Genomic DNA, 25,816 nt, shown 5'->3' with positions numbered 1-25,816 from the left:
TCAGCCGCGCTCCACCACCTGCGGCACCCGGTGGCGCTTGACCAGCCACCACACGCCGAGAAGATCCCCGATGCCGACCCACAGGCGGTTCCAGAAGCCGTACTTGGAAACGCCGTGCCAGCGCTCGCGGTCCACCACCTTCACCGTGAGGATCTCGTAGCCCTCGCGCTTCACCAGGGCGGACATGAAGCGATGCAGGCCGTCGAACACCGGCAGGCGCAGGTGCACGTCGCGCCGCACCACCTTCAGGCCGCAGCCGGTGTCGCGGTTGCCGTCGTTGAGGAGGCTGCGCCGCACCGCATTGGCGAGGCGGGACTGGAAGCGCTTGAAGCGGGTGTCCTTGCGGCCCTGCCGCTCGCCCTGCACCATGCCCACCTTCTCGCCGCCGGCATCCAGCACGCGCACCATCTCGGGCAGGTAGGCGGGGTTGTTCTGACCGTCGCCGTCGAGCAGCAGCAGCAGCGCGCCGCGGGCGGCGCGGGCGCCGGTGTCCACCCCGGCGGACTTCCCGCACGATTTCGCATGCACGAGGATGCGCAGGTAGGGCCGGCTGGCCGCGGCCTTGCGCAGCTCGGCGAGGGTGGTGTCGGTGGAGCCGTCGTCCACGAAGATCAGCTCGAACGGCTCGAAGGAGAGAGCCGCGTCGATCTCGTCGATAAGGGGGGCGATGTTCTCCGCCTCGTCCCGAACGGCGATGACCACCGAGAGGCGGGGAACGAGGGCGGCGGGGGCATCAGCGGAGGTCACGATCTCGCCTCTTCAAGGGGAACGGGGGAACGGCCGCTCCACGGCAGCAGCCGCCCGAGCCTGCGCGCGGACGGCCCTGCCATGGGCGCGATGGCGCCGCGCGCGTCAACCCGGAACACCAGGCGGCGCGCGGCGAACACCTTCGCCATCCACAGGACGAACGCGGTCGCCACGCAGGCCCCCGCGATCACATCGCTCGGATAATGGGCCCCGAGCACGACGCGCGTCGCCGCCACCAGCACGGCCAGCGCCAGCAGCGGCCAGCGCGCGCGGGGGAACAGCAATGCGAAAGCCACGGCTGTGGCGAACACCGTGGTGGAATGGCCGGAGGGAAAGGAGGCGTAGCTCGCCTTCCAGGAAAGCCAGTCGAAGGTGAGCTGCGGCTCCGCGCCCGGCAGGCGCAGCGCCACATGGGGCCGGGCCCGGCCGATGAGGCGCTTCACCACCGTCACCAGCAGGCCTGCGCCCGCCACCGAGAGAAACAGGAAGCCGAGCCGCGCCAGCAGCGCACTCGCCACCCGCCGGCCCATGTCGTCGAACGCCGCAGCGAGTTGCCGGCGCAGCACCAGCACCGCCACCAGCGCGAGGCCGAGAGGCCACAGCACCACGCTGCCGAGGCCGAGGTCCGTCAGCCGCTCGGTGAGGATCACCACGCCCGCCGGCAGGCGCGGCCGGATGCCGGGCGTCAGCGGATCCACGAGCAGCATGGCCGCCGCCACCACGCCGAACGCGAGCGCTGCGAAGGCGGCGATCTCGAACCAGCCGGCCCGTACCACCTTCGGCAGCGGCCGCCGCACCGGGCGGCGCCGGAGGTCCGCCAGGGCCCCGAGACCGTCGGCAAGCGCATCCCGCGCGCCCTCCACGAAGCCGCGCAACAGCGCGCGGGCGCCCCCGACAGGCGTCGCGCCGGGGCCCACATCAAGGCTCACCGCGCCGGCTCCTGCGTGCGGAAGACGGTGATGCTTACCGGCCGCCCGCCGTTGTAAGCGAAGCCGTCCACGGTGGCGATGGCGCCGTACTTGAGATCAAGTTCAGCCGCCCGCTTCTCGAACAGGGGCCGCATCTTGCTGTCGATGAAGGCGAGCGCGCAGCCGCCCTTCTTCAGCAGCTCGGCCGCCTCAGTGGGGGGAATGTAATTGATTTTGGTGCCGACCAGGAACACGAGGCTCGGCTCCTGGTAGGGCACGGACGCGATGTTCTCCGCCGGGCAGCCGGTTTCGGCGGCAATGGCGGCGAGGCGCTCGGAGATCCACACCGCGCGCATCTGCGGCAGCAGCACCTGATAGACCGCGAAATAGAGCACCAGCGCCGCCGCCACCATGGTGAGGAAGGCGCCTTCCGCCCCCACGCGCCCCATGGCGCGCGCCGCCACCACCGCCAGGGCCACCGCCACCAGCAGCAGCGGCCACGCCAGCAGGCCGAGCCCGCTGCCGAGCCACACATAGGCCCCGCCCAGCCCGAACGCGAGCAGCCCCGCCATGACCGGCCACAGCCACACGAGCCCACCAAGGCGGCTGCCCGCCTTCGCGAGGGTTCCGCGCTCCATGGCCATCGCGGCCAGGATGGCGAGGGCCGGATAGAGCGGCAGCACATAATGGGGCAGCTTGGTCGCCGCGATCTCGAAGGCGACCCAGGCCGGCACCACCCAGGCGATGAGGAAGCCCACAGCCGGCTCACGCCGCGCGCGCCACGCGAAGGGCACCGCCATGGCCGCCAGCACCACGCTGGGCCAGAAGGTGCCCCACACCGCAAGGAGGTAGGTGCCCGGCGGCCCCCAATGGCCCTCCTGCCCCTCCGTCACCTTGCCGAGCATATCGACACCCACCGCGAGCTGGTAGAAGGCGCCGTTGGTGACGTAATAGATGGCCACGAACCAGGGCAGCACCAGCAGCAGGCACCATAGCAGCCCCGGCAGCGGCTTCAGCGCCTTCAGGAAGCGCCCCGAGCGCCCGGCGATGACGAGCGCCGCCACGGCGAGGCCCACGAACAGGGGCGCCATGGGCCCCTTCACCAGGATGCCGCCGGCCATGGCGGTCCAGAAGATGGCGGCGAGCTTGAAGTCGCTGATGCGCTCGCCCGCCAGCTTCAGCCAGGCGCGCGCCAGGGCGCCGAAGCACGCGACAATGGTGAGAAGCAGAACCGCATCCGTCTTGGCGAGGCGCGCCTCCACCCCGAGCAGCACGCAGCTCGCCATCAGCAGCCCGGCGACGAGTGCGCCGCGCCGCGAGAGGAACACCAGCGCGGTCCAGTAGGTGAGCAGCACCGCGCCCACGGCGGCGATGAGCGAGGGCAGGCGATAGAAAGCGATGGAGGTGCGTGCGGAAGGGCCCACCACCGCCTCGCCCAGCTTCACGGAGGCGGCCTGGAGCCAGTGGATGCCCACCGGCTTCTTGTAGCGCACCTGCACGTGGAAGCGGATGTCCACGTAATTGCCGCTCTCCAGCATCTGCTTGGTGGCCTGCGCGAAGCGGGCCTCATCGCGGTCGATGGGGGAGAGGGAGAAGAAGCCCGGCAGGAAGGCGGCGAGCGCCACGATCACAAGCAGGAGCGACGCCCGTGCGTGGCTCTGCGCCGCGCGGTCGAGCACGCGCGTCAGGCGGCGCGGGAGGTCGAGGTCGAACGCCCGGCCCTTGAGGGGGGCGGGCTCTGAGATGGCCATGCTCTGGTCGGTTCCGCTCGAATTGGGCGCGGACAATAGCAGAACCGCCCCCACCGGAAAGGCCCGGCGGAAAGAAGCCAAAGCCCCCTCCCCCGCGCGGGCGGACCTCTGGCAAAGGAAAAGGGCGAAGGAAAGGCGCGAATTGCCACGCTGCCGCTGCCGTATCGGCATGCGGCTCCATCGCATCCCGGCCGCCGGCGACAGCACCTTCCCCAGGGGATGGCTGTCGCAAGCGCCGGCTTATTTGGTGAGGATCAGCTTGTTCTGGGCCGTAAGGCGGAGCTGATAGGTCTGATCGCCATGAGCGATGGTGATGAGGCGCCCGACGGCGAACAGGTCGCGGCTGTCGAGCTGCGCATCCACCATGGGGATGGCCCGCGCGCCGCCGCCGGACCGCCCCATCCAGCCCTCCACCGCCGAATGATCCCCTGACCAGGCGGCCTGCAGATAATCTTGCTTGGTCATTTTGAACCGCTCCAAATTGCGCACCGGGACATGCAAGTATTCATTTCAGGCAGGCCTCTTTAGAAAGATTCAATATTTATCTTTCCGGCCGTCATCTTTGAATAATACATGCAGTTGTTCGGATCAACTCGCAATATGGCATTCGCGTGTCGCCAACCCGCACCACAGGGCGGCGCGGAGCAAAATACCGTTTCCGGCCGAGCCCCCGTTGGCCGGCGATTCGCACACGGCAAAAACAGAGGCTCCCGCGCGCCGCCCGAACGGGCAACGGCGGGAGCCAAAGAAGCCGGAAATGACAGGCGGCGCGCCTTCAGAGCTTGCAGCCGCTCTCCGCGGTGAGGCCGTTGGGCTGGCCCCATTCGTTCTGCGGTACGCCCGAAAAAGGTGCCGGATAGACCTGTCTGACGGACTTGAAGGACGACGCCTGCCGCGTCGTCGGGTCGAAATCGACGATCCAGAAATAATCGTAGGTCTCTCCCGGCCAGTCGGCCAGGGCCTCCGCGAAGCGGGAGAGGCCGAACAGGTCGTAGAGGGTCGATGGTGCCTCGGGGCGGCCGTCATCCTTGGCGACCGCGGCCTGCAAGGCGGCGGGGCTTTCGCCCGCCTCCTTCGCTGCCGCCTTGTCCTTCTGCGCCCCCGATTTCTTGCCGTGGCCGGAAACCGTCTTGGCGATGTGGTCGTGCTCCCAGGTCACCACCACCGTGGCGCCATCCCAACGGGGATCGGTGAGCAGGTCGCGCGCGAGCTGCTGCGTCTGGGCATTGAGGAGCTCATCCCCCAGCACGCCCGAGGCGCCGGGAATGGCCGGGTAGATGGTGACCGGCTGCCCCCAGGAGCGCGCCGAGGGGGCAATGGTTTCCAGCGTATGCAGGGTGATCGCGAAGAAGGCCTTCGGCACCTCGCCGGGGCGGAACAGGCTCGTCGCCGCCTCCTTGCCGAGATATTGCGCGGCCAGCGCCTGCGCCCGCTCCTGCCCCACCGCGCACAGGCGGTAGGCGTCGTGCTTCTCACCGTGGCGCAGCAGGATGATACGACCCGGCAGCGCCATCGCCTGCGTCGCCCCCAGCGCTACCGCCGCCGCGCACGCGCCCGCCGCGATCCAGCCCTTCCAGCCCGTCATTCCCGCCTCCCGCGATATGCTCCAAGCCCGCGAGCCAAGCACATTCCCCGCCGCATCGCCATACCGTGCAGGCGCGGCATATCCCTGCGTCAGGACTGCGTCCGGAAGGCCTTCCACGCGCGATGCCGGCGCGGAAAAGCCGGCGGCGGGCCACGGGGCCTTCACACCCTCGCGCGAACATGCTTCAAGGCGGGGACGAAAGCTCGGGTTCGGGAGGTGAGCCATGCTCACAATCAGGTTGGGGGCCGGCGCGCAGGCCATGATGCTGCTGGCGGGGCTCGGCACCCTCGCCACGGCGGCGCTGGCGCAGAACGCGTCCCGCCCGCACGTGGTCATCACGCCCAACGTGATCCAGCTGCCGGTGATTCCCCAGGGCAACTATCTCGACCCCGGCCCCGGCCCTGCCATCCGCCCCGACGTGAAGATCGGCAGGGGCGAGAACAACGACTACGTGTTCCCGCCCGATCTCTCCGGCGGCTACGGCTCCGGCCCGCCCGGGGATCCCACCAACAACGGCTCCTGGAGCCCGCTGGCGGGCGATACGCCGAGCTTCTGATTCCCGGCCGCCGGGACGATTGAAAAAAGGGCCGCACGCAGCGCGTGGCGGCCCTTTTTGCTGTCCGCAGACATGAGGCAGGGGACGCACGGCGCAAAAAGAAAGGCGGCGGGAAACCCCGCCGCCTTCCAAAAAGACCAGATCGAAGCGCGGATCAGCGCTTGGAGAACTGGAACGAACGACGCGCCTTGGCCCGGCCGTACTTCTTGCGCTCGACCACGCGGCTGTCGCGGGTGAGGAAGCCGCCCTTCTTGAGGGGGGTGCGCAGTTCCGGCTCGTAATAGGTGAGCGCCTTGGACAGGCCGTGGCGCACCGCGCCGGCCTGGCCGGAGAGGCCGCCGCCGGTGACCGTGCACACCACGTCATACTGGCCTTCACGCGCCGCAGCCTGGAACGGCTGGTTGATCATGAGGCGCAGCACCGGACGGGCGAAATACACCTCGATGTCGCGGTCGTTGACGGTGATCTTGCCGGTGCCGGGGCGGATCCAGACGCGGGCGACCGCGTCCTTGCGCTTGCCGGTGGCATAGGCGCGGCCGTACTTGTCCAGCTTCTGGACATGAACCGGGGCGGAAGCCTCCTCGGTGGCGATGTTGGCGCCGCCGAGATCTTCGAGGGACTGGAGAACCTCGGCCATGTCAGTTCCTCACGTTCTTGCGGTTGAGGGCGGCCACGTCGAGGGCGACGGGCTGCTGGGCCTCGTGGGGGTGAGCCGGGCCCTTGTAGACACGGAGGTTGCCGAGGATCTTGCGGCCGAGCGGGCCGCGGGCGAGCATGCGCTCCACCGCCTTCTCGATGACGCGCTCCGGGAAGCGGCCCTCGAGGATGAACTTGGCGGTGCGCTCCTTGATGCCACCCGGGAAGCCGGTGTGGTGGTAGTAGACCTTCTGGTCCTTCTTGCGCCCGGTGAACACCGCCTTCTCCGCGTTCACGACGATGACATTGTCACCGCAGTCCACGTGGGGGGTGTAGATGGGCAGGTGCTTGCCCTTCAGGCGCATGGCGATGATGGTGGCGAGGCGGCCCACGACGAGGCCGCTCGCGTCGATCACCACCCACTTCTTCTCGATATCGGCGGGCTTGGCCGAATACGTCTTCATGGGGATCGGTTCCGAATAAGAAAGCCGGACGTGACGACCGTGAGGCCGCGCGCTGTCCGGCGATGCAGGGCTTCTAAAGGAGGCCCGCGCATCCGTCAATGCGCACAGGTTCTGAAAAGACTTTAAAAATCATACGGTTACAAAATAGGTATTTTAACACCTCTGAAATTCGGACGCTTTTGCCATGGCTTGCGGCCGCGTGCGGCATCGGCGCACCCGCCCACCGCCGCAGCGCCCCTCAGCGTGCCGCGCGGCCGAGGGCCTCCATCCGCCGCAACCAATCCTTTCGCCGCTCCTCCCCCGCTGCCTCCACCCCACCGAGCACAGTGGCGCGCACGGGCCGGAAGCCCACAAAGGCGAAGATGTTCCGCGTCACCGCCGAGAGGCCGGCGCCGAGATACCAGATGCGGAAGACCAGGGCCGGCATGCCCATGGTCACCACCACCCGCGCGGAACGGCCCTTCAGCAGCATCTTGGTGCCCCCCGGCACGTAACGGAAGGCGAAGCCGGGGCGCAGAAGCTGCTCCAGAAACCCCTTCAGCACCGCCGGCGCGCCGCCGAGCCACAGGGGAAAGAACAGCACCACGTGCCCGGCCTCCATCAGCGCCCCGCGGGCCTCGGCAAGGACGGCCGGAGACGGCGCTTCCAGGAAGTCCTTCTGGGTGCGCAGGAGCGGCACGTCGAGGTGCGCCACTTCCAGCAGCGTCACCCGGTGGCCGGCGGCGCGCGCGCCCGCCGCATAGGCCTCGGCCAGCGCATGGCACAGGTGGCCCCCGGCCGGATCGGGGTGCCCCTGCAGGATCAGGATGCCGGTCATCTTCGCCTCCCGCCTTTCCCGGTGATTCTGCCTCCGGCGGACCGCGCCGTCCTTGCGCCCGATCAGCTCAGCCCGGGCCGGGGATGGAATAGGTGGCGACGCAATGGGCGACGAGGTCGTCGCTGCCCGCGCCCCGGATGCCCACATCCCCCACCGCAAGGCGCTTGCCGAGCTTGATGAGCCGCGCGTCCGCATGGATGGCTCCCGGCGCCGGCTTGCGCAGGAAATTGATGGACAGATTGGTGGTGACCGCCAGCGCCACCGGCCCGATCTGCGCCAGCAGCGCCACGTAGACCGCGATATCCGCGAGCGCCATGAGCGCCGGGCCGGAAACGGTGCCGCCGGGCCGCAGGTGCTCGTCGGCGGCGTCGAGGCGGATGGTGGCAGTGCGCCGGCCGATCGCCGTGATGTGATGGGGCTTGCCGGGCCCGAACGCCTGCGGGAACGCGCCGTGCAGGAACTCCTCCAGCGCCGCGATGGTCATGACCGTCGCCGGCGCGCCGCCGTGGATCGTCATCAGTTTCCTCCCATGCCGGGTTGCCCGGTTGTCGTTCTGCGGGCGGCTCGCGCGCACCCGTCCTTGTGCATAGAATGCCCACCCACAAGATCAAGCATTCCGCTTTCCGGGAGGATCGCCCATGTCCACGCCGATGCCCGCGCCCGCAGCCACTGCCGGCGGCCCCGACAGCGCCATCGTGAGAACCGAGGTGGCCGACGGCGTCGCCACCCTCACCCTCGCCCGGCCGCAGTCCCGCAACAGCCTGTCCGAGGCGATGATGGCGGCCCTCTCCTCGTCCCTGGCGGCCATCGCCGCCGACCCGGCGGTGCGCGCGGTGGTGCTGGCGGCGGAAGGCCCGGTGTTCTCCGCCGGACACGACCTCAAGGAGATCCAGGCCCGCCGCGGCGATCCCGACCGCGGCCGCACCTATTTCGAGCAGATGTTGAAGCGCTGCTCCGCGCTCATGACCGACATCGTGCTCTTGCCCCAGCCCGTCATCGCCGCGGTGGAGGGCATGGCGACCGCCGCCGGCTGCCAGCTGGTGGCGAGCTGCGACCTCGCCGTGGCCGGCGCGGAGGCGCGTTTCTGCACGCCGGGCGTCAACATCGGCCTGTTCTGCCACACGCCCATGGTGGCGCTCTCGCGCAACGTCTCGCGTAAGCACGCCATGGAGATGCTGCTTCTCGGCGATTGGGTGGAGGCCGGGGACGCCCTGCGCATGGGGCTGCTGAACCGGGTGGTGGCGAAAGGCGCAGCGCTGGCGGAAGCCACTGCCCTCGCGCGGCGAATCGCCGGGAAATCCCAGGTGCCGGTGAAGCTCGGCAAGGCCGCCTTCTACGCGCAGATCGAGATGGGCCTGGAGGAGGCCTATGCCTACGCCTCACGCGTGATGACCCAGAACATGCTGGCGCGTGACGCGAACGAGGGAATTTCCGCCGTGCTCGAGAAGCGCGAGCCGCACTGGGAGAACCTCTGAGCGCCGCCCCGGTGGGCACCGCACAACGGGGCCTTAACCATCTCTCAACCATAACCGGGCTTTGCTGTCTCATCGAAGCCGGCGCATCTTGCGCTGGCCAAAGCGGGACCAGCAGCGCATGGCCGCGAATGTCGCCGAGATCGGGATCAGCGCCGCCCTAGCGGCGCCGGCGCGGGCGCGCCGCCTCGGCGGCTTCAACGCGGTCGCGCTGGCGCTCGCCGCCATGGCCCTCGCCAGCGCCCTGCCCCTGCGCTTCACCGCCACCGCCGATATTGCCTTCGACACCGCCACCCAGCCGCCGGCCGCCACCGTGCGCGGCATCGCCCAGGTGCTGGGCTCGCGTGAGCTCGCCCGCGATGCGCTGGGGCGGCTCAATCCCTCCGAGGTGGCGCGCCTCGCCTCCGAAGGCCTGTTCCCCGCCGCCGCCGGCCCGGACCTGCCGGCCCTGACGGAACAGGCCGCCCGTCGGGTGGCGCAGGATGTCTCCATCGCCCCCGTCAATGGCGGGCGGGGGTTCGACATCGCCGTTTCCGCCCCGTCGCCGGCCCTGGCCGCACGGCTCGCGGACGCCTATGTCGCAGCCGCGCTCGACCTGGAAGCCCGGCCGCCGGCCGCGGCGCTGCCCGGCCTCAGCCGCGGCGCGCCGGCTGCGGCGCCGGCCGTGCCCGACATGCCGGGGCCGCTGCCCTTCACCCTGCTCGTCGCGGCCACCGCCACCTTCCTCCTGGGCCGGCGCCGCCAGCGCCGCGAGCCGCTGCCGCAGGGCCTCCTCGACCGCTCGGCGCTGCCGCGCCAGCTCGACACGCCCCACCGCATCACCTGGCTCGACGGCCCCGCGACGCGGGGGCTGGAGCTGGACGCGGCGGTCGAGAAGCTCATGCCCCACGCCACCACCTGGCCCGAAGGCCCGGCGCAGGCGCGCGGACGGCTGGTCTACGTCACCTCCGACAGCCTGCCCGATGCCGCCAGCCGCTGCGCGCGCGCCCTCGCCCGCCGCCTTGGCGACGACGCCGGCGTGGTGCTGGTGGTGCTGGACCGCGCCACGGACAGCGCCGACCTCATCGACCTCGGCTGCGAGGCGGGCGACCCCGGCGTGCGCGAACTGCTGCTCGGCCGTGCCGGCTTCGGGGAAGCGCTTCACCGCGATCCCCACTCGCGCGCCCATGTCATCCCCCCCGGCCACCTGCCGCCGGGCTGGACATCGGTCACCGGCTCGGAAGTCGAGGCCGCGGCCGGCGAGACGGCGCGCCTCTCCACCCTGCTCGACGCCCTGCGCCAGACCTACGATTACGTGGTGGTGGCCAACCCGCCACTTGCGGCCGACGAGGCCCTCTGCAGCTGCGGCCCGCTGATGGTGTGCCTCACCGCAGACACCGCGCCGGCCACGGCGGCGGTGGAGAGCTTCGACGCCCTCGCGGCCATGCGCTTCCCCCGCATCGTCATGCTGCGCTTCGCCACCGGTGACGCGGCGGAGGAGCCGGAGCCCGAGGAGATCCTGCCCCCGGACATCACCGCCACGATGGACGAGCCGGCCCGCAGGTGGGCGGCCTGAGACGGAAAGGCGCCGCGCGACTCAGGCCCGGGGCCGATCGGGCCGCTCCATCCACCAGATGAGCGCGCCGGCGGGGATCACCCACAGCGAGCCGAGCAGCACGTAGCACACGGCCTGCGCCGCCCAGTGCAGCTCGGTCACCCGCCCCTGCGCGAGCGCCATGGCCCCGAGCGCCCACACCACCACCAGGACCAGCAGCAGCACCGTGCCGATGAGCTTGCGGATGCGCTGGGGCAACATGGATCCCTCTCTCCCTCTCGCGGTCGCCTTGTGGCGCCGATGAGGAGCCCTCTATAACGGATCGGCCGCGAGAGCCACGACAGAATGGCCGGCTGGGATGGAGGAAGCGCCATGGCTGAGGCCACGGGGAACATCGCGCCCGCCCTCGCGCGGGACGAAGGCCTGCGAGATGCGCCGGCCGGCGCGCCACGGGCAGTGCGGCTGTGGCTCTGGACCATCGCTTTGCTCATCATGGCCATGGTGGTGGTGGGCGGGGCCACGCGCCTCACCGAATCCGGCCTCTCCATCACCGAATGGAAGCCCGTGACCGGCATCCTCCCGCCCCTCTCGCCGGCGGCCTGGGCGGCCGAGTTCGACCGCTACAAGGCCATTCCCCAATACGAGATCCTCAACAAGGGCATGGGGATCGAGGGCTTCAAGCGCATCTACTGGTGGGAGTGGGCGCACCGGCTGCTGGGCCGGCTCACGGGCGCCGCCTTCCTGCTGCCGCTGCTCTGGTTCGCGGCCACCGGGGCGGTCCGGGGACGGGTGCTGGCCCTGTGCCTGGGGCTGTTCGCGCTCGGCGGGCTGCAGGGGGCCGTAGGCTGGTGGATGGTGGCCTCCGGGCTCAGCGCGCGCACGTCCGTCAGCCAGTACCGGCTGGCGGCGCACCTCACCCTCGCCTGCCTCATCCTGTGCGCCACGGTGGCCCTGGCGCGGGCCCTCGCCCCGGTCCCTCCCGGCCCGGCCGTCCCGAGGCGGCTGCGCGCGAGCGCGGCGGGGCTCGTCGGCCTCGTGCTGGCGCAGATCTTCGCGGGCGGGCTGGTGGCGGGGCTCGACGCCGGCCTGGCCTTCAACACATGGCCGCTCATGGACGGGCATCTCATTCCCCCGCCGGAGCAGCTCCTGGCGGCGCGGCCGTGGTGGCGCAATGGGTTCGAGAACGGGCTCACGGTCCAGTTCGACCACCGCATGATCGCCTATGCCCTGTGGGCGGCGAGCCTGCTCCACACCGCTGACGCGCGCGGCACGCCGGCGGCACGCGGCGCCCTCGTCCTGTTCCTGCTGGTGAGCCTCCAGGCGATGCTGGGCATCGCCACCCTGCTTTCCGCCGTCGCGCTGCCGCTGGCACTGGCCCACCAGCTCGGCGCCACCGTGGTGCTGGTGGCGGCCAGCGTCCACGCGAGCGACCTGGCGCGGACGGCCCACACCAAAGGCCCGTGAACCCGACTTATGGAACTGGAGTCAAGCCCACGCGGCATTTTAGCGAAACCCGACGGGCGCCGGTCCAAGACGGGAGCCGATGGCGTGAGGGCGAGCATCGTGCGCCGGCGCGCACGGTAGGCGCCCTCAATTCCCGCATGTCGCGCTTTCTTCGCGCGAACCGAAATCCACGGCTCTCGAAGATGCTTCAGCGCAGCAGGTAGGCCACGGCCGGCGCCATCATCACGTTGAACAGGCCCGCCAGCACCATCACGAGGCCGGCGATGGAACCTTCCTCGCCGCCGATCTGGTGCGCCTTGGCGACGCCCGCGCCGTGGGCCCCCATGCCGAACAGGGCGCCCCGCGCCAGCGAGGAGCGCAGCGGCATCACCTTCAGCAGCACCTCCCCCAAAGCCGCACCGCAGACGCCGGTGAGAATCACGAACACCGCCGTGAGGTCCGGCAGGCCGCCGATGTCGTCGGAGACCGCCATGGCGAAGGGGGTCGAGGTGGAACGCGGCATCAGCGAGAGCTGCATCGTGGACGACAGCCCGAGCCAGGAGGCCATGAAGAAGGCCGCCACCATGGCGATGGACGAACCCACCAGCACGCCCAGCAGCAGCACCGGCCAGTGCCGGCGGATGACGGCCCGCTGCTCGTAGATGGGAATGGCGAAGGCCACCGTCGCCGGGCCCAGCATCAGCACCAGCCAGTGGGTGGAGCGAATGTACTCCGCATAGCCCGCGTGCAGGCTGACCGCGACCACGCCCACCAGGATGGGCGTGAGCAGCAGCGGCGAGGTCCACCAGAAGCGCCAGCGCCGGGCGATGAAGCGCGACACCAGATAGGCACCGATGGTCACCGCGGACCAGAAAAGGGTCGCCTCCAGGGCGTCAAGCGCCGGCATGGGTCCCCTCCCGCCGCGCGCGCCAGCGGTAGCACAGGTCCACCGTGAGTGCGGTGCCGCCCATGACGAGCACCGTGCCCACCAGGATCACGGCCACGATCTTGAGGCCGAGGAGGCCCACGAATTCGTGGTGGTCGAGCACAGCCATCACGGCCGGCACGAAGAACAGGAGCATCTCGGCGATGAGCCAATAGGCTCCACGCCGCACGGCGATGGGGCGGATCCAGCCGCTGGCGAGCAGGGCCAGCACCACCGCCATCCCGACGATGCCGCCGGGAAGGGGCAGGTGGGCGAAGCGCACCAATGCCTCGCCGAGCACCCAGAACAGCGCCAGCACGGCAATCTGCATCAGGCCCGAGCGATGCAGGGTGGAGCGGAATAGAATGGCGCTGCGCCGGAACGCGCGCTTGGGAACAGGCATTTTGGCAAACATGGGGGCACCTCCAGTGCCGTCACCATGAAGATAGTGCCGACCTCGCTATAATGAAAATGAATTGACTGAATTCATTTCATTCCATAGAGGAATTAAATGGAACTGCGGACCCTGAGAGCCTTTGTGGAAGTGGTGCGCCAGGGCGGCTTCTCCCAGGCCGCGAAGGTGGTGTTCGCCACCCAGCCCACCATCTCCAAGGCCGTGAAGCAGCTCGAGGACGAGCTGGGCGTGCCCCTGCTCGACCGCATCGGCCACAAGAGCGTGCTTACCGCTGCCGGGGAGATCGTCTACCGCCGGGCGCTCGCCATGCTGGCCGAGCGCGACGACCTCATCGCCGAGCTCGCAGACCTGCGCGGGCTGCGAACCGGCACGCTGCGGCTCGGCCTACCACCACTCGGCGCCAGCACGCTGTTCGCGCCCCTGTTTGCGATCTACCGCGCGCGCTATCCCGGCATCGACATCCGCCTCACCGAGCAGGGCTCCAAGCGGCTGGAAGAGATCGTGCTCGCGGGCGAGGTGGAACTGGCCGCCTCGCTGCTGCCCATGGCGGAGGATTTCGATTTCCAGCCCGTGCGGTGCGAGCCGCTGATGGTGGTGATGCACAAGGACCACCCGCTGGCGGGGAAGAAGGCGGTGGGCATCGGCGCGCTTTCCGCCTCGCCCTTCATCCTGTTCGAGCAGGGATTCGCACTCAACAAGGTGCTGCTGGAGGCGTGCGAGCGGAACGGCTTCGCCCCCACCGTGGCGGCCCGCAGCGGGCAGATCGACTTCATCGTGGAGCTGGTGGCCGCGCGGCTTGGCGTCGCCTTCCTGCCCATGACCATCGCCGCGCTCCGGCGCACCTCCGCGGTGTCGCTGGTGCTGCTGGAGGAGCCCGGCACCCAGTGGCACATGGCGCTGGTGTGGCGGCGCGGCGCCTACCTCTCCCGCGCCGCGCGGGCCTGGGTGGACCTTACGCGGGAGGTCTACGGCGCGACGGCAGAGGCAGACGCCTCACCAGCGCCTGCACCGGCCAAATAGCGCCTTTTGCCATAAGCCTCTTGCATGAGCTTCGCTCAAGTGCACCTGGCCAAGCCGGCAGGCGTTTGAGCGAAGCTCAGCTGGTCCCGGTCCAAAGCCGGGGCCAGCTGCATCACGGGGAAGGCGCCGGCCCGTCAGGACCAGCGCACCTCGACGATCTCGAACGAGCGGGCGCCCTTGGGGGTCACCACCTCCACGGAAGAGCCTTTCTTCTTGCCGATGAGGGCCCGCGCCATGGGGGACGAAATGGAGATGCGGCCTGCCTTGGCATCGGCCTCGCTGTCGCCAACGATCTGCCAGACCCGCTCTTCATCGGTGTCCTCGTCCACCAGGGTGACGGTGGCGCCGAACTTCACCACGTCTCCCGAAAGCTTGGTCACGTCGATCACCTCGGCGCGGGAGATCTTGTCCTCCAGCTCCGCGATGCGGCCTTCGTTGAGAGACTGCAGCTCCTTGGCGGCGTGATACTCGGCGTTCTCGGAGAGGTCGCCGTGGGCGCGGGCCTCGGCGATGGCGGCGATGATGCGCGGGCGCTCCACCTGCTGGCGCTGCTTCAACTCCTGCTCGAGGGCGGCATGGCCCCCGACGGTCATGGGAATCTTCTCCATGGGTCCTTTCAAGACCTCCTGAAACTGGTCTGCGCGACACGCCGCCCCGCGGCCCGTCGCCTCTCAAAAAACTCCGTGCCCGCGCAACGCGGAAACCAGCGGCACGGCAGCGACGGCATGGAACCCGGTCTCCCGCCGGGCCCGGGCCGGAACCGCCCGGCTGGCGCCACGCGACCCGAGACCAGACACGGGAGACAAAATGACCACCCCGCGCGGACGCCGGAACGCCCGCGCTGCTCAACCTGCCCGTGAGTCCCTCAGGCGACGGAGCTCCTGCTCCGCGCCAGCGGGTTGTGGTCGGCGTGGAAATAGTCCTGGAGCGGGCGCACCTTCAGGTCGCCCCCCACATAGGCCTTGATCCCCTCCGCCGCCGCGACGGCACCCGACAGCGTGGTGTAATACGGCACTTTCTGCAAGAGGGCCGCGCGGCGGAGGGAGCGGCTGTCCGCAAGAGCCTGCGCCCCCTCGGTGGTGTTGAACACCAGCTGCACCTCGCCGTTCTTGATCGCGTCCACGATATGGGGACGCCCCTCCAGGACCTTGTTGATCTTGGTGGCGGCAATGCCGTGCTCCTCCAGGAAGCGCTGGGTGCCGGAGGTGGCGATCACCTTGAAACCCAGGTCCTGGAGCATCTGCACCGACGGCAGGATACGCGCCTTGTCCTGCTCGCGCAGGGAGATGAACACGGTGCCGGATTTCGGCACCTTGGTGCCACCGCCAAGCTGGCTCTTGGCGAAGGCGACGCCGAAGTCGGTGTCGAGGCCCATCACCTCGCCGGTGGAGCGCATCTCCGGGCCGAGCACGGTGTCCACGCCGGGGAAGCGGGCGAAGGGGAACACCGCCTCCTTGATGGCGATGTGGTCGAACTTCGGCTTCCTGAGATCGAAGGCCTCGATCTTCTCCCCCGCCATCACGCGCGCCGCGAGCTTGGCGATGGGCAGGCCGATGACCTTGGCCACGAACGGCACCGTGCGGGAGGCGCGCGGGTTCACCTCGAGGACGTAGATGTCGTCGCCCTTGATGGCGTACTGCACGTTCATGAGGCCGCCGACGCCCAGCGCCAGGGCCATGGCCGCGGTCTGCTTCTCCAGTTCGTCGAGGATCTTCGGGCTCAGCGAATAGGGCGGCAGCGAGCAGGCGCTGTCGCCGGAATGGATTCCCGCCTCCTCGATGTGCTCCATGATGCCGGCAATGAATACGTCCTTGCCGTCGCAGAGCGCGTCCACGTCCACCTCGATGGCGTCGGACAGGTAGCGGTCGAACAGGAGCGGGTTCTTGCCCAGCACCGTGTTGATCTGGCCGGTCTTGTCGTTGGGATAGCGGGCCTTGATCTCCTGCGGCACGAGACCCGGCAGGGTCTCCAGCAGGTAGTCGCCGAGCTGGCTCTCCTCGCGGATGATCTGCATGGCCCGGCCGCCCAGAACATAGGAGGGGCGCACCACCATGGGATAGCCGAGATCGGAGGCCACCAGCCGCGCCTGCTCCACCGAATAGGCGATGCCGTTGGCCGGCTGGCGGATGGCGAGGCGCTCCAGCAGGTGCTTGAAGCGGTCGCGGTCCTCGGCCAGGTCGATGGCGTCCGGGGAAGTGCCCAGGATCGGCACATTGGCATCGGCGAGCGCCTTGGCCAGCTTCAGCGGGGTCTGCCCGCCGAACTGCACGATGACGCCCCGCACCTTGCCGTTGGTGCGCTCCCGCTCGATCAGCTCCAGCACATCCTCAGCCGTCAGCGGCTCGAAATAGAGGCGGTCGGAGGTGTCGTAGTCGGTCGAAACCGTCTCTGGGTTGCAGTTGACCATGATGGCCTCGTAGCCGACGTCCTTGAGGGCGAAGGCCGCGTGGCAGCAGCAATAGTCGAACTCGATGCCCTGGCCGATGCGGTTCGGGCCGCCGCCGAGGATGATGACCTTCTCCCGGTCGGAGGGCCGCGCCTCGTCGGCGAGCGCGCCAGCGAAGGGGGTCTCGTAGGTCGAGTACATGTAGGCGGTGGGCGAGGCGAACTCGGCGGCGCAGGTGTCGATGCGCTTGTAGACCGGGTGCACGTCGAGCGCGCGGCGCTGGGCCCGCACGTCCGCCTCCGCGCGGCCGGTGAGGGTCGCGAGGCGCGAGTCGGAGAAGCCCATGGCCTTCAGCCGACGGAAGGCGCCGGGGGTTGCAGGCAGGCCGAGGCGGCGGATCTTCTCTTCCGCCTCCACGATGCCGCGGATCTCGGCCAGGAACCAGCGGTCGATCTTGCAGGCGGCGTGGATCTGCTCGTCGGACATGCCGAGCCGCATGGCCTGCGCCACGAACAGCAGGCGATCGGGCGTGGGGGTGCCGAGGGCGGCGCGGATGGCGTTCTTGTCGTCGCCCTGGCCCAGGCCCTCGATCTCAATGTCGTCGAGGCCGCTGAGGCCGGTTTCCAGCGAGCGCAGAGCCTTCTGCAGGGATTCCTGGAAGGTGCGGCCGATGGCCATGGCCTCGCCCACCGACTTCATGGCGGTGGTGAGCACCGGGTCGGCGCCGGGGAACTTCTCGAAGGCGAAGCGCGGCACCTTCGTCACCACATAGTCGATGGTGGGCTCGAAGGAGGCCGGGGTCGCGCCGCCGGTGATGTCGTTCTCGATCTCGTCCAGCGTGTAGCCCACCGCGAGCCGGGCGGCCACCTTGGCGATGGGGAAGCCGGTGGCCTTCGACGCCAGCGCCGAGGAGCGCGACACGCGCGGGTTCATCTCGATGACGATCAGGCGACCGTCCTCGGGGTTCACCGCGAACTGCACGTTGGAGCCGCCGGTCTCGACGCCGATCTCGCGCAGCACCGCAAGCGATGCGTCGCGCATGATCTGGTATTCCTTGTCGGTCAGCGTCAGCGCCGGGGCGACGGTGATGGAATCACCAGTGTGCACGCCCATCGGGTCGATATTCTCGATGGAGCAGACGATGATGCAGTTGTCCGCCTTGTCGCGGACGACCTCCATCTCATACTCCTTCCAGCCGAGCACGCTCTCTTCCACCAGCACCTCGTTGGTGGGGGAAGCGTCGATGCCGCGCTCGATGATCTCGATGAACTCGGCCTTGTTGTAGGCGATGCCGCCGCCGGTGCCGCCCATGGTGAAGGACGGGCGGATGATAGCGGGCAGGCCCACCACCTCCAGCGCCTCCAGCGCCTGGGAGAGGGTCTTGATCTGGCGGGACCGGGGCGTGGCGAGGCCGATCTTGGTCATGGCCTCGCGGAACAGCTCGCGGTCCTCGGCCTTGTCGATGGCCTCAGCGGTGGCGCCGATCATCTCGACGTCGAACTTTTCCAGCGTGCCCATCTTCTTGAGGGAGAGGGCGCAGTTGAGCGCGGTCTGGCCGCCCATGGTGGGCAGAAGGGCGAAGCCCTTGGAGCGGTCGCCACGCTCCTTCTCGATGATCTTGGCGACGATCTCAGCGGTGATCGGCTCGATATAAGTGGCGTCCGCCATGTCCGGATCGGTCATGATGGTCGCCGGGTTCGAGTTGACCAGGACGACTCGGTATCCCTCCTCCTTCAGCGCCTTCACCGCCTGGGTGCCGGAATAATCGAACTCGCACGCCTGGCCGATGACGATCGGGCCGGCGCCGACGATGAGGATGGTTTCGAGATCGGTGCGTTTCGGCATGTCTTCCTGGCGCTCTGGATCACGCGGGCCTCGGGCACACTCCCGCCCGCGACGCGGCGCGGGCCTGGAAATGTGCTCTAGGCGCAAAAAAAGGGCCGCGGGTCACGCGCCCCTGGATCAGTCCATCACGCGAGCACGAGGCGCACGGCGGCGATGGATGCGGTTCAAGCCGGCGTGACGCGCGAAAAATCGCACGTGCCGGCTCCATGGGGCTTCCTTAGACCATAATTTCGGGCGACGGAAGACGCCTTTCCCATTCCTGCCCTGCGGGAGCATCACGCCTTGCACGCAAATCTCGCAGCCCTGCTGCGACGCTACCGGCCTCTGATCGCGCAGATCGCGTCCTTCGCCTGGGTCGGCGTCCTCGCCACCGGCGCGCATTTCGCCACCCTGGCCCTGGTCGTGGAGCAGGGCATCGCCGGGCCGGTGGTGGCCTCCACCTTCGGCGCCGTGGTGGGGGCAGTGGTTTCCTACGTGCTCAACCGCGCCTTCACCTTCGAATCGACCCGCAGCCACGCCGGTGCGGTGCCGCGCTTCATGGTGGTGGCGCTCGTCTCCTTCATCCTCAACGGAGCGCTGATGGACCTGCTGGTGCACAGGCTCGGGGTCTTCTACCTCCTCGCCCAGGTCATCACCACGGCCATCACCATGCTGTGGACGTTCTCGGGATATCGCGTGTGGGCCTTTGCCCACCGCGCGGGCGCCAGGCGCGCCTGACGCCCGCGCGGCGCGCCGCTCACTTCAGCGTCGCGAGATAATCTATGACCGCCTTGACGTCCTCGGGCTTCTTCAGGCCGATGAACGCCATCTTGTTGCCCGGAACAGCCTCCTTGGGATTGGAGAGGTACTTCGTGAGCGTGGCCTCGTCCCACGTGAGGTTGGCGTTCTTCATGGCCGGGCTGTAATTGAAGCCTTCGACAGTGCCCGACTGACGGCCATAGACGCCGAACAGGCTCGGCCCGACGAGATTCTTGCCGGCTTCCACCCGGTGGCAGGCCTTGCACTGGTTGAAGGCAGGCGGAGCATCGGCGGCCTGGGCGGCGGTCGCGAGCAGAAGCGCCGCGGCAGCGGCACCCATCAACATCCTGGACATTCGGCTCTCCAATGGCGGGAACCGCACGGCGCCCTTCAGCCGGCGCGCATGCGGTCCGGGTCAGTTCGTTTGGCCCGAACGCCCAACAGTCCCCCCATCGACCGCCCAGCCCAGCCGGACGCTAGCCACGAGGCTGGAACGTGTCCAGGCTGGCGGACGCGGCGGAAAGTCTCCGCCACCCGCGCATCTTGACGCTGCCCCAAGGTCAGGCTGGCCGCCTCAGCGGTAGTTGATCCAGAACACGCCCACGGTGGGGTTGGCCGCCCGCACGCCCGCATCGCTGGAGGACAGCCGACGCGGCCCGGAGATCCTGCCCTGGGCCGCGCTGCTCACAGTGGCCGGAAGCGCGAGTTGCACGCCCAGCCGACAGCCGCTGCCCAGGTTGGCGAGCTTCCCGCCCTGCCAGTCGGCCACCACCCCGCCGGCCTGGCCGCCGAAGCCCTGGATGCGGAACGGCCCGCCGTTCGCCTTCTCGAGGTCGGCGATGCCGGCGCCGATGCCGATGCCGTTCACGGTCCAGGCGCTCTCCTCCGTGAAGGAGATGCGGCGCGGCCCCGCGAGCGCGCCGGGGTCCTTGAAGGAGATTTCCATGGCGAGGGCGGGATCGTTCGGCAGCACCACCACACCGGGGGAAGTGCTGCCGTCCGGCGAGGTGACGGTACCGGTGATCACGTTGGCCTGGCCGAAATCGGCCGCGAGGTTGATGGCGGTGCTGTTGGGCGCGAACGGCCCCGCGCACTGGAACTGGCGCGGGCCGGCGGTGGGCTTGGGGATGGCGACCACCGTCTCGGAATAGTCGCCGAAGCCGTCGGTCTGCTTGACCACGCCGGTGCCCCAGCTGTCCGGCGAGCCCTGGCAGGCGGCCAGAAGTGCGGCCAGCGCCAGCGGCGCGGCGGCGGGCGCCCATGCGGGCAGGCGCGGGAACAAGCGCTGGAGGGTGTGGCGACGCAGGAACATGGCGGCCTCTCGCATACCGGATGTGGCGGGCGGCGCAGCACGGCCCCGGCACACGCCGGTCCCGTCCTGCGGGCTTGGGTCGCGGCGCCCGGCGGGGCCTCCCGCCCCGCACGCAGATGCGCCTGCGCACTCCACCCATATCCCGGCGCAGCCATGGCCGCCAGGGGCCGCTGCCGTCACAACGGTTTCACGGTAAAGAGGTTTCCATCGGCGCCGCAGATTTGGGGGCGAACACCATGAACGAGATGCGCGCGGACACGGCGGCCACGGCGGCGCGGTCGGTTCAGGATTATATCGACGAAGCCCCCCTCTGGCCCGATGGCACGCCGGTGAGCGCCGCCCCGATGACCGGCATGCAATGGCGCATCTGGTGGCTCGCGGCGGCCGGCAAGTTCTTCGAGGGCCTCGTGGTGTTCATGACCGGCGTCGCCATGCCGCTGATGTCGCGGGAGTTCGGCATGAACGCCTTCGAGCACGGCCTGGTGGGGGCAGCGAGCCTCGCCGGCATCCTCGTCGGCGCGCTGTTCCTGGGCGGGCTCGCCGACCAGTTCGGCCGCAAGATGATGTTCATCGTGGAGATGGTGCTGTTCATCATCTTCCTGGCCCTGCTCTCGGCCAGCCCGAGTTTCTACTGGACGGTGGCCTTCCTGTTCGGCATGGGCGTGGCCCTCGGCTGCGACTACCCCACCGCCCACTTGGTGATATCGGAGAGCATTCCCACCCGCGCCCGCGGGCGGCTGGTGCTCGGCGCCTTCGGCTTCCAGGCGGTAGGCGCGCTCACCGGCACACTGGTGGGCTACCTCGTGCTCTCCAACCTCTCGGACGTGACCGGCTGGCGCCTCATGTACGCGGTCGCCATCCTGCCGGCTCTGGCGGTGGTGGTCGGCCGCTTCTTCGTCACCGAGAGCCCCTCCTGGCTGATGGTGCACGGCCGCCACGCCGATGCCGAGCGCGAGGCCCACAAGCTGCTCCGGCGCAAGCCTCAGTATCCCAAGCACATCAAGCTCGCCGTCCGGCACAAGCCCCACGCCAAGGAGGAGCGCCACCCCACCGCGCTGTTCAGCGCGCGCAACCGCCGCGCCACCATCCTCGCCTCCGTGCCGTGGTTCCTGCAGGATCTCGGCACCTACGGCATCGGCATCTTCACCCCCACCATCCTGGCCGCCGCTATGGGCGTCGCCGCCACCCACGCCCAGGATCTCACCGACATCATCGCCAATGACGAACTGGCGGCCGAGGGCGCGGCCGCCATCGACCTGCTGCTTATCGTCGGCATCGGCGCCGCCGTGCTGCTGGCCGACCGGGTGGGGCGCATCCCCCTGCAGATCATCGGCTTCGTGGGCTGCGCGGCGGGGCTGCTCATCGCCGCCTTCTCCACCTACTACACCGACGGGCCGCGGCTTCTGCTCGTCTTCGGCGGCTTCATGCTGTTCAACTTCATGACCAACCTCGGCCCCAACGCGCAGACCTACCTGCTGGCCGGCGAGGTGTTCCCCACCCACATCCGGGGCATGGGGGCGGGCTTCGCGGCAGCGTTCGCGAAGCTCGGGGCGGTCACCACCGCCTTCCTGTTCCCCATTCTGCTGGCGGAGATCGGCACCGCGACGCTGCTCTACATCCTGGCGGGCACGTCGGTGCTGGGCGCGGTGCTCACCTACGCCTTCCGCATCGAGACCACCGGCCGCAGCCTCGACGACATCGGATAAGATGCCCCGCTGCGAGGCGTCCCTACTGTGGCGGGACCGCCGGCACGCCGCCCCACCAGGCGTCCACCTCCGCCAGATCGGCGGGCGCGAGGCGCGCCATGTCACCGGAGAAGCCCCCCCACTCCGCCGCCACGGTGGGGGACACGGAAGTGAGGATGAAGAACTCGGCCGCCACCGCGGCATGGAAGGCGGCGGTGAGGCCCCGCCCCTCCGCCTCCTGGCGGCCGAACTTGGACAGGACGACCACAGTGCCCGCGCCTTCTCCTCCCGCCCCGCCCGTCTGGGCGAGCCGCGCGGCAATGGCGCTCTCCACCCCCGCGCAAGCGGCGGCCAAGCCCTCCGGGTCCAGGCTGCAGCCGCTGGAGCCGGGGCCGAGATCCTGGTGCAGCCGGTTGGTGGCGCCGGTCACGAGGTCAAGCAGCATCACGTCCTGGTGCGCGATGCCGGGCACCATGTCCTCCACCACGCCGATCACGTGGGCGCCCCGCGCCTTCAGCCGGCACGCCGCCTCCACCAGCAGCGCCTGGATCACCTCGCGGTCGGCGCCCTGCACGGCGAGGATCATGGGTCGGTTCGGTGCGTCGGGCATGGCGAGCTTCCGAGCGGGCGGCGGGGCCGCCCGTCGCGCTGTGTAGTCGGGATACATATCGCACGATCGCCGGCCGGGGCCAATATTCGCCGGTAAGCCGCGGCGCGCCGGCTCCTCATCCTCGCCACAGATTCGACTTAAGTCGACCGCGAACAGCCCGTGCGACGCGCAGGCGAACTCAACCGGGGCGGATCGACACCTTCTGCCGCCCCTTCGAGCGAAAGGCACCCCTTGGCCCCCCGTCATCGCCCTGCCGCCGCCGCGGCCGCCGCCCTCCTTCTGTGCGCCAGCGCCGTCCAGGCTTCCCCGCCGAAGCGCGACGAGATGATCCGCCACCTGGACCCCGCCGCCCGCGTGGAGCAGCGCTGCAACGCACGGGCCATGGGCGTGATCAGCCGCGAACACCACGACATGCGGCCCGACGAACTGGTGGCCTATGCGTTCGCCGACACGAAGGTGGGAAGCGACTCCATCACTGCGCCCGGCGCGGCGGTGCGCAGCGCGGGCCGCTGGTATCACCTCTCTTACCGATGCCACACCAGCGCCGACGGTCTGGACATCAAGGACTTCAGCTACGCTTTGGGCACAGAGGTGCCGAAGGCCGACTGGACCGCCCACTACCTGGTGCCGTGAGATCACGCCCCGCGTCCCACGCCCATACCAAAGGCTCGTGAATCTGGCGCATGCGTCATTCTCATGCGCGAGATTTCCTGCGCCTTTGGCCAAGTCCGCGCGGCCTTCGAGCAAAGCCGATCCGGCACCGGCCCAAGGCCGGAGCCCGGCGGCTCAGTGCAGGGTTTCGGTGTAGGCGAATTTCGGCATGCGCCAGCCAAAGCGCAGCGCCAGCAGCCGCAGCCCGAGGCCCAGCAGCATCACTCCGATCATCAGCGGATCGTGCGACACGCCGAGCCGCGCGCCCGCCACGTAGAGCCCGCCGGTGACAATGGAGACGGTGCCGTAGAGCTCGGCGCGGAACAGCAGCGGGACATCCGCGCACAGGACATCCCGCAACACGCCGCCGACGCAGCCGGTGATCATGCCGGAGGCGATGACGATCACCACGGGCATGCCGAGGCCCATGGCGATGTTGCAGCCGATGATGGTGAACACCACGAGGCCGACCGCGTCCAGGAACAGGAACAGGTGCCGCAGGTGGTGCATGTAGCGGGCGACGAGAATGGTGCCGAGCGCCGCGCCGCAGGTGATGAGCAGGTAGGAGGGGTGCTCGATCCAGGTGAGCGGATGGCGCCCCAGCAGCACGTCGCGAACCGATCCGCCACCGAGCGCGGTGACGGAGCCCAGCAGGCACACGCCCACCCAGTCCATCTCCCGCCGTCCCGCCGCCAGCGCCGCCGTCATCGCCTCCGCGACGATGGCGATGATGTAGAGCACCTTGAAGACCAGCGCCGTTTCCATCCCAGTCCCCTCCTGGCCCGTCCCCGCCGCCCTTCGCGAAACGAAGGACGGCGCTCGCGCATTCCGGGACGAATGGGAGGCGGGGTACCACATCGCCCGGAGAGCGACGAGAGGGCGGGCCCGTGCCTGCCCGCCGCCGGAACTCAGTTGAGGGGCGAGGCGGGCGGCTGGGGCACGGCGCGCTGGAGCAGGGAGAGCCAGTTGGCCTGCGACGCGAGGTGGAGGACGATGAGGTCCAGCCACGCATTGGCGTGGAATTTCGCCACCACCTCCGCCGGCAGGGCGCGGAAGGCCGCTTCGTCGATGAGGCGGAAGCCCTGGACCAGGTGCTCGGCACCGTCGGGCGCGTTGATGCGGACGGAGCGATCGGCCAGCAGGCCGTGCTCCATCACCGCGGCCGCGAACAGGCGGGTGCGCTCGTGCTCGACCGCATATGCATCGCAGAAAGCCATGGCCGCGCTGCCGGCGGGCGTGGCGGTGCCGTCGGGCGCGAACAGGCGCTCCGCGCCGTCACGGGCGGCATCGTCGCTCACGCGGGCGCTGGCGGTGTCGAGCCCCAGCATGGTGGTACCGCCGTTCTCCGGCGCCATGCCGATGAAGGGATAGCGGCGCACGTAGCCGGGCACATAGCAGCCGGCCTCCCAGGCGCCCTCGCCATCCACGAACAGGTTGCGCTCGGCGGTGAGGCCGGTGACCGCGAGCGGCATGGCGGCGTCGTTGGAGGAGAAGACGATGGGATAGTGCCGCTGGGCCTGTGCGAACTCGGTGGCCACCAGCGGAATGGCGGCGGCAGCCGCGGCGAAGCGGTAGTCCACCTCGGGCCGCAGGCCGAGCTGCCCGTGCTCGTTGAAGCGCAGGAGCGTGGGCGTGTGGTAGAAAAGCGGGTTCGGGGCGGCGGGGGTTTCGGCCATGGAAGTGCCCTTGCGGCTGCGGGGGTCCAAGAGTGGGGATCTCAGGACTTCACGCCCGCGTCAAGCGCGGGGGCGAAGCCCTTGAAGGAGACCGGCAGCGTGGTGGCGCGCCGGGCCCCGTTCTCGAACGTGAAGCTGCCGGGCCCGGCGGCGGCGCGCATCTGCTGGAGAGTGGCGGCGTCGAGGGTGGCTTCCGCGAAGCAGCTCTGCAGGCAGCGCTTGAACTCAAGGGTGATGGGCTTGGCCTTCTCATCCACCTGCAGCTTCACGCCGGCGGGCAGCCACACCCCCGGCGGCAACTGCACCACGACGCTGACGGGGGCCTTGGGATCGGCCCGGCCCACGGCGATGCTCGCCACCACTCCCTGGCCCTGGACCTGGAGGTTCTGGACGATCTCGCAGGTGCGCGCGCTCTCCTCCTGCGCCACGCAGCGCAGCATCCAGTCCTGGTAGGTGGCGGTGGTGGCCGCGGGCTGCGTGGGGGCCGCGGCGCCGGCGGCGGGCGGCGCAGCCGGCTTCTGCTGCGCCGACACCGGCGCCGCGGCGAGAAGGGCGAGGCCGGCGGCGGCCAGCGCGAAAACGGAACGCTTCATCTTTCACATATCCCCTGGGCGAAGCCCTGCGGCCGCGTTGATCGGCG

28 protein-coding genes are annotated in these 25,816 nt (G+C 69.7%); 8 read left to right on the top strand and 20 right to left on the bottom strand.

Annotated elements, in window-relative coordinates:
- From V5F61_RS18490 to V5F61_RS18470, 5 genes are all read right to left on the bottom strand, one after another.
- Positions 1 to 750 (bottom strand): glycosyltransferase, encoded by a 750-nt coding sequence (locus tag V5F61_RS18490; RefSeq protein WP_393990154.1) that lies wholly within the window; start codon positions 748 to 750, stop codon positions 1 to 3.
- Positions 744 to 1,676 carry a phosphatase PAP2 family protein gene (locus V5F61_RS18485; RefSeq protein ID WP_393990129.1) on the bottom strand — a complete coding sequence of 311 codons (933 nt, stop codon included), beginning with the start codon at positions 1,674 to 1,676 and terminating at the stop codon, positions 744 to 746. Before V5F61_RS18485 ends, V5F61_RS18490 begins: the two co-directional genes overlap by 7 nt.
- A complete protein-coding gene (locus V5F61_RS18480) occupies positions 1,673 to 3,406 on the bottom strand; it encodes an ArnT family glycosyltransferase (protein ID WP_393990130.1) in 1,734 nt (577 codons plus the stop codon). Before V5F61_RS18480 ends, V5F61_RS18485 begins: the two co-directional genes overlap by 4 nt.
- Positions 3,407 to 3,646: 240 nt before the next feature.
- On the bottom strand, positions 3,647 to 3,808 hold the full coding sequence (hemP, locus tag V5F61_RS18475) for a hemin uptake protein HemP (RefSeq protein ID WP_393990155.1): 162 nt from the start codon (positions 3,806 to 3,808) through the stop codon (positions 3,647 to 3,649).
- Positions 3,809 to 4,181: 373 nt separating this feature from the next.
- Positions 4,182 to 4,991, bottom strand: coding sequence for a histidine phosphatase family protein (locus V5F61_RS18470; protein WP_393990131.1), 810 nt, complete (start codon positions 4,989 to 4,991; stop codon positions 4,182 to 4,184).
- A 223-nt stretch (positions 4,992 to 5,214) separates the two neighbouring features.
- Here V5F61_RS18470 and V5F61_RS18465 point away from each other — a divergent pair, with 223 nt between their 5' ends.
- Complete coding sequence (locus V5F61_RS18465; protein ID WP_393990132.1) at positions 5,215 to 5,547, top strand: hypothetical protein; 333 nt, start codon at positions 5,215 to 5,217, stop codon at positions 5,545 to 5,547.
- A gap of 154 nt (positions 5,548 to 5,701) precedes the next feature.
- On the opposite strand, the gene rpsI is transcribed toward V5F61_RS18465, so the two are convergent.
- The 4 genes from rpsI to V5F61_RS18445 all read right to left on the bottom strand — a co-directional run bounded on the left by rpsI (position 5,702) and on the right by V5F61_RS18445 (position 7,981).
- Positions 5,702 to 6,184, bottom strand: coding sequence for a 30S ribosomal protein S9 (gene rpsI / locus V5F61_RS18460; protein ID WP_393990133.1), 483 nt, complete (start codon positions 6,182 to 6,184; stop codon positions 5,702 to 5,704).
- A 1-nt stretch (position 6,185) separates the two neighbouring features.
- Positions 6,186 to 6,647 (bottom strand): 50S ribosomal protein L13, encoded by a 462-nt coding sequence (gene rplM, locus V5F61_RS18455; protein ID WP_393990134.1) that lies wholly within the window; start codon positions 6,645 to 6,647, stop codon positions 6,186 to 6,188.
- A 238-nt stretch (positions 6,648 to 6,885) separates the two neighbouring features.
- Positions 6,886 to 7,464: an NAD(P)H-dependent oxidoreductase gene (locus V5F61_RS18450; protein ID WP_393990135.1), complete on the bottom strand. Its 579-nt coding sequence runs from the start codon at positions 7,462 to 7,464 to the stop codon at positions 6,886 to 6,888.
- Positions 7,465 to 7,531: 67 nt separating this feature from the next.
- Positions 7,532 to 7,981 carry a PaaI family thioesterase gene (locus V5F61_RS18445; protein WP_393990136.1) on the bottom strand — a complete coding sequence of 150 codons (450 nt, stop codon included), beginning with the start codon at positions 7,979 to 7,981 and terminating at the stop codon, positions 7,532 to 7,534.
- Between the two features lie 133 nt (positions 7,982 to 8,114).
- On the opposite strand from V5F61_RS18445, the gene V5F61_RS18440 reads away from it, so the two are divergent.
- Together V5F61_RS18440 and V5F61_RS18435 are read left to right on the top strand one after the other, a co-directional pair.
- Positions 8,115 to 8,939, top strand: coding sequence for an enoyl-CoA hydratase (locus V5F61_RS18440; protein ID WP_393990156.1), 825 nt, complete (start codon positions 8,115 to 8,117; stop codon positions 8,937 to 8,939).
- A gap of 118 nt (positions 8,940 to 9,057) precedes the next feature.
- Positions 9,058 to 10,491, top strand: a complete 1,434-nt coding sequence (locus V5F61_RS18435) for a hypothetical protein (RefSeq protein ID WP_393990137.1) — start codon at positions 9,058 to 9,060, stop codon at positions 10,489 to 10,491.
- A gap of 21 nt (positions 10,492 to 10,512) precedes the next feature.
- On the opposite strand, the gene V5F61_RS18430 is transcribed toward V5F61_RS18435, so the two are convergent.
- Positions 10,513 to 10,731 carry a DUF2842 domain-containing protein gene (locus V5F61_RS18430; protein WP_393990138.1) on the bottom strand — a complete coding sequence of 73 codons (219 nt, stop codon included), beginning with the start codon at positions 10,729 to 10,731 and terminating at the stop codon, positions 10,513 to 10,515.
- 111 nt (positions 10,732 to 10,842) lie between these two features.
- Here V5F61_RS18430 and V5F61_RS18425 point away from each other — a divergent pair, with 111 nt between their 5' ends.
- Positions 10,843 to 11,934, top strand: coding sequence for a COX15/CtaA family protein (locus V5F61_RS18425; protein WP_393990139.1), 1,092 nt, complete (start codon positions 10,843 to 10,845; stop codon positions 11,932 to 11,934).
- 187 nt (positions 11,935 to 12,121) lie between these two features.
- On the opposite strand, the gene V5F61_RS18420 is transcribed toward V5F61_RS18425, so the two are convergent.
- Together V5F61_RS18420 and V5F61_RS18415 are read right to left on the bottom strand one after the other, a co-directional pair.
- The gene (locus V5F61_RS18420) at positions 12,122 to 12,820 is read right to left on the bottom strand and encodes an LrgB family protein (protein WP_393990140.1); all 699 of its coding nucleotides are present in this window, start codon (positions 12,818 to 12,820) and stop codon (positions 12,122 to 12,124) included.
- Entirely contained in the window at positions 12,807 to 13,241 is a 435-nt protein-coding gene (locus V5F61_RS18415; RefSeq protein WP_393990157.1) for a CidA/LrgA family protein, read from the bottom strand. The genes V5F61_RS18420 and V5F61_RS18415 overlap by 14 nt, the downstream gene beginning before the upstream one ends.
- A 108-nt stretch (positions 13,242 to 13,349) precedes the next feature.
- Here V5F61_RS18415 and V5F61_RS18410 point away from each other — a divergent pair, with 108 nt between their 5' ends.
- The gene (locus tag V5F61_RS18410; RefSeq protein ID WP_393990141.1) at positions 13,350 to 14,273 is read left to right on the top strand and encodes a LysR family transcriptional regulator; all 924 of its coding nucleotides are present in this window, start codon (positions 13,350 to 13,352) and stop codon (positions 14,271 to 14,273) included.
- 134 nt (positions 14,274 to 14,407) lie between these two features.
- Here the strand turns inward: V5F61_RS18410 and greA are convergent, their stop codons facing one another.
- Both greA and carB read right to left on the bottom strand, forming a co-directional pair.
- Positions 14,408 to 14,881 carry a transcription elongation factor GreA gene (gene greA, locus V5F61_RS18405; RefSeq protein ID WP_393990142.1) on the bottom strand — a complete coding sequence of 158 codons (474 nt, stop codon included), beginning with the start codon at positions 14,879 to 14,881 and terminating at the stop codon, positions 14,408 to 14,410.
- A 257-nt stretch (positions 14,882 to 15,138) separates the two neighbouring features.
- Positions 15,139 to 18,504, bottom strand: a complete 3,366-nt coding sequence (carB, locus tag V5F61_RS18400) for a carbamoyl-phosphate synthase large subunit (protein ID WP_393990143.1) — start codon at positions 18,502 to 18,504, stop codon at positions 15,139 to 15,141.
- A 282-nt stretch (positions 18,505 to 18,786) separates the two neighbouring features.
- On the opposite strand from carB, the gene V5F61_RS18395 reads away from it, so the two are divergent.
- Positions 18,787 to 19,221, top strand: a complete 435-nt coding sequence (locus V5F61_RS18395) for a GtrA family protein (RefSeq protein WP_393990144.1) — start codon at positions 18,787 to 18,789, stop codon at positions 19,219 to 19,221.
- A gap of 19 nt (positions 19,222 to 19,240) precedes the next feature.
- On the opposite strand, the gene V5F61_RS18390 is transcribed toward V5F61_RS18395, so the two are convergent.
- The gene (locus V5F61_RS18390; protein ID WP_393990145.1) at positions 19,241 to 19,597 is read right to left on the bottom strand and encodes a c-type cytochrome; all 357 of its coding nucleotides are present in this window, start codon (positions 19,595 to 19,597) and stop codon (positions 19,241 to 19,243) included.
- Between the two features lie 219 nt (positions 19,598 to 19,816).
- Positions 19,817 to 20,554, bottom strand: a complete 738-nt coding sequence (locus V5F61_RS18385; protein ID WP_393990146.1) for a hypothetical protein — start codon at positions 20,552 to 20,554, stop codon at positions 19,817 to 19,819.
- A 236-nt stretch (positions 20,555 to 20,790) separates the two neighbouring features.
- Between V5F61_RS18385 and V5F61_RS18380 the strand changes: the two genes are divergently transcribed.
- The gene (locus V5F61_RS18380) at positions 20,791 to 22,260 is read left to right on the top strand and encodes an MFS transporter (RefSeq protein WP_393990147.1); all 1,470 of its coding nucleotides are present in this window, start codon (positions 20,791 to 20,793) and stop codon (positions 22,258 to 22,260) included.
- A gap of 22 nt (positions 22,261 to 22,282) precedes the next feature.
- Here V5F61_RS18380 and V5F61_RS18375 read toward each other — a convergent pair whose 3' ends face one another.
- Positions 22,283 to 22,849, bottom strand: coding sequence for a DUF2478 domain-containing protein (locus V5F61_RS18375; RefSeq protein ID WP_393990148.1), 567 nt, complete (start codon positions 22,847 to 22,849; stop codon positions 22,283 to 22,285).
- Positions 22,850 to 23,080: 231 nt separating this feature from the next.
- Here V5F61_RS18375 and V5F61_RS18370 point away from each other — a divergent pair, with 231 nt between their 5' ends.
- On the top strand, positions 23,081 to 23,482 hold the full coding sequence (locus V5F61_RS18370; protein WP_393990149.1) for a DUF930 domain-containing protein: 402 nt from the start codon (positions 23,081 to 23,083) through the stop codon (positions 23,480 to 23,482).
- Positions 23,483 to 23,635: 153 nt separating this feature from the next.
- Here the strand turns inward: V5F61_RS18370 and V5F61_RS18365 are convergent, their stop codons facing one another.
- From V5F61_RS18365 to V5F61_RS18355, 3 genes are all read right to left on the bottom strand, one after another.
- On the bottom strand, positions 23,636 to 24,265 hold the full coding sequence (locus V5F61_RS18365) for a trimeric intracellular cation channel family protein (protein WP_393990150.1): 630 nt from the start codon (positions 24,263 to 24,265) through the stop codon (positions 23,636 to 23,638).
- A gap of 143 nt (positions 24,266 to 24,408) precedes the next feature.
- Entirely contained in the window at positions 24,409 to 25,176 is a 768-nt protein-coding gene (locus V5F61_RS18360; protein WP_393990151.1) for a SapC family protein, read from the bottom strand.
- A 41-nt stretch (positions 25,177 to 25,217) separates the two neighbouring features.
- Entirely contained in the window at positions 25,218 to 25,769 is a 552-nt protein-coding gene (locus tag V5F61_RS18355; protein WP_393990152.1) for an invasion associated locus B family protein, read from the bottom strand.
- Positions 25,770 to 25,816 lie beyond the last annotated feature (47 nt).

It is taken from the genome of Xanthobacter sediminis (assembly GCF_043195015.1).
GTDB lineage: Bacteria > Pseudomonadota > Alphaproteobacteria > Rhizobiales > Xanthobacteraceae > Xanthobacter.
This window is presented reverse-complemented; position numbering and strand designations above follow the sequence as displayed.

Excerpts from the sequence above, each read along its gene's own strand:
- V5F61_RS18480 (WP_393990130.1), bottom strand. The coding sequence starts at position 3,406 with ATGGCCATCTCAGAGCCCGCCCCCCTCAAGGGCCGGGCGTTCGACCTC.
- hemP (WP_393990155.1), bottom strand. The coding sequence starts at position 3,808 with ATGGGGCGGTCCGGCGGCGGCGCGCGGGCCATCCCCATGGTGGATGCG.
- V5F61_RS18470 (WP_393990131.1), bottom strand. The coding sequence starts at position 4,991 with ATGACGGGCTGGAAGGGCTGGATCGCGGCGGGCGCGTGCGCGGCGGCG.
- V5F61_RS18465 (WP_393990132.1), top strand. The coding sequence starts at position 5,215 with ATGCTCACAATCAGGTTGGGGGCCGGCGCGCAGGCCATGATGCTGCTG.
- rpsI (WP_393990133.1), bottom strand. The coding sequence starts at position 6,184 with ATGGCCGAGGTTCTCCAGTCCCTCGAAGATCTCGGCGGCGCCAACATC.
- rplM (WP_393990134.1), bottom strand. The coding sequence starts at position 6,647 with ATGAAGACGTATTCGGCCAAGCCCGCCGATATCGAGAAGAAGTGGGTG.
- V5F61_RS18450 (WP_393990135.1), bottom strand. The coding sequence starts at position 7,464 with ATGACCGGCATCCTGATCCTGCAGGGGCACCCCGATCCGGCCGGGGGC.
- V5F61_RS18445 (WP_393990136.1), bottom strand. The coding sequence starts at position 7,981 with ATGACGATCCACGGCGGCGCGCCGGCGACGGTCATGACCATCGCGGCG.
- V5F61_RS18440 (WP_393990156.1), top strand. The coding sequence starts at position 8,115 with ATGCCCGCGCCCGCAGCCACTGCCGGCGGCCCCGACAGCGCCATCGTG.
- V5F61_RS18435 (WP_393990137.1), top strand. The coding sequence starts at position 9,058 with ATGGCCGCGAATGTCGCCGAGATCGGGATCAGCGCCGCCCTAGCGGCG.
- V5F61_RS18430 (WP_393990138.1), bottom strand. The coding sequence starts at position 10,731 with ATGTTGCCCCAGCGCATCCGCAAGCTCATCGGCACGGTGCTGCTGCTG.
- V5F61_RS18425 (WP_393990139.1), top strand. The coding sequence starts at position 10,843 with ATGGCTGAGGCCACGGGGAACATCGCGCCCGCCCTCGCGCGGGACGAA.
- V5F61_RS18420 (WP_393990140.1), bottom strand. The coding sequence starts at position 12,820 with ATGCCGGCGCTTGACGCCCTGGAGGCGACCCTTTTCTGGTCCGCGGTG.
- V5F61_RS18415 (WP_393990157.1), bottom strand. The coding sequence starts at position 13,241 with ATGCCTGTTCCCAAGCGCGCGTTCCGGCGCAGCGCCATTCTATTCCGC.
- V5F61_RS18410 (WP_393990141.1), top strand. The coding sequence starts at position 13,350 with ATGGAACTGCGGACCCTGAGAGCCTTTGTGGAAGTGGTGCGCCAGGGC.
- greA (WP_393990142.1), bottom strand. The coding sequence starts at position 14,881 with ATGGAGAAGATTCCCATGACCGTCGGGGGCCATGCCGCCCTCGAGCAG.
- carB (WP_393990143.1), bottom strand. The coding sequence starts at position 18,504 with ATGCCGAAACGCACCGATCTCGAAACCATCCTCATCGTCGGCGCCGGC.
- V5F61_RS18390 (WP_393990145.1), bottom strand. The coding sequence starts at position 19,597 with ATGTCCAGGATGTTGATGGGTGCCGCTGCCGCGGCGCTTCTGCTCGCG.
- V5F61_RS18385 (WP_393990146.1), bottom strand. The coding sequence starts at position 20,554 with ATGTTCCTGCGTCGCCACACCCTCCAGCGCTTGTTCCCGCGCCTGCCC.
- V5F61_RS18380 (WP_393990147.1), top strand. The coding sequence starts at position 20,791 with ATGAACGAGATGCGCGCGGACACGGCGGCCACGGCGGCGCGGTCGGTT.
- V5F61_RS18375 (WP_393990148.1), bottom strand. The coding sequence starts at position 22,849 with ATGCCCGACGCACCGAACCGACCCATGATCCTCGCCGTGCAGGGCGCC.
- V5F61_RS18365 (WP_393990150.1), bottom strand. The coding sequence starts at position 24,265 with ATGGAAACGGCGCTGGTCTTCAAGGTGCTCTACATCATCGCCATCGTC.
- V5F61_RS18360 (WP_393990151.1), bottom strand. The coding sequence starts at position 25,176 with ATGGCCGAAACCCCCGCCGCCCCGAACCCGCTTTTCTACCACACGCCC.
- V5F61_RS18355 (WP_393990152.1), bottom strand. The coding sequence starts at position 25,769 with ATGAAGCGTTCCGTTTTCGCGCTGGCCGCCGCCGGCCTCGCCCTTCTC.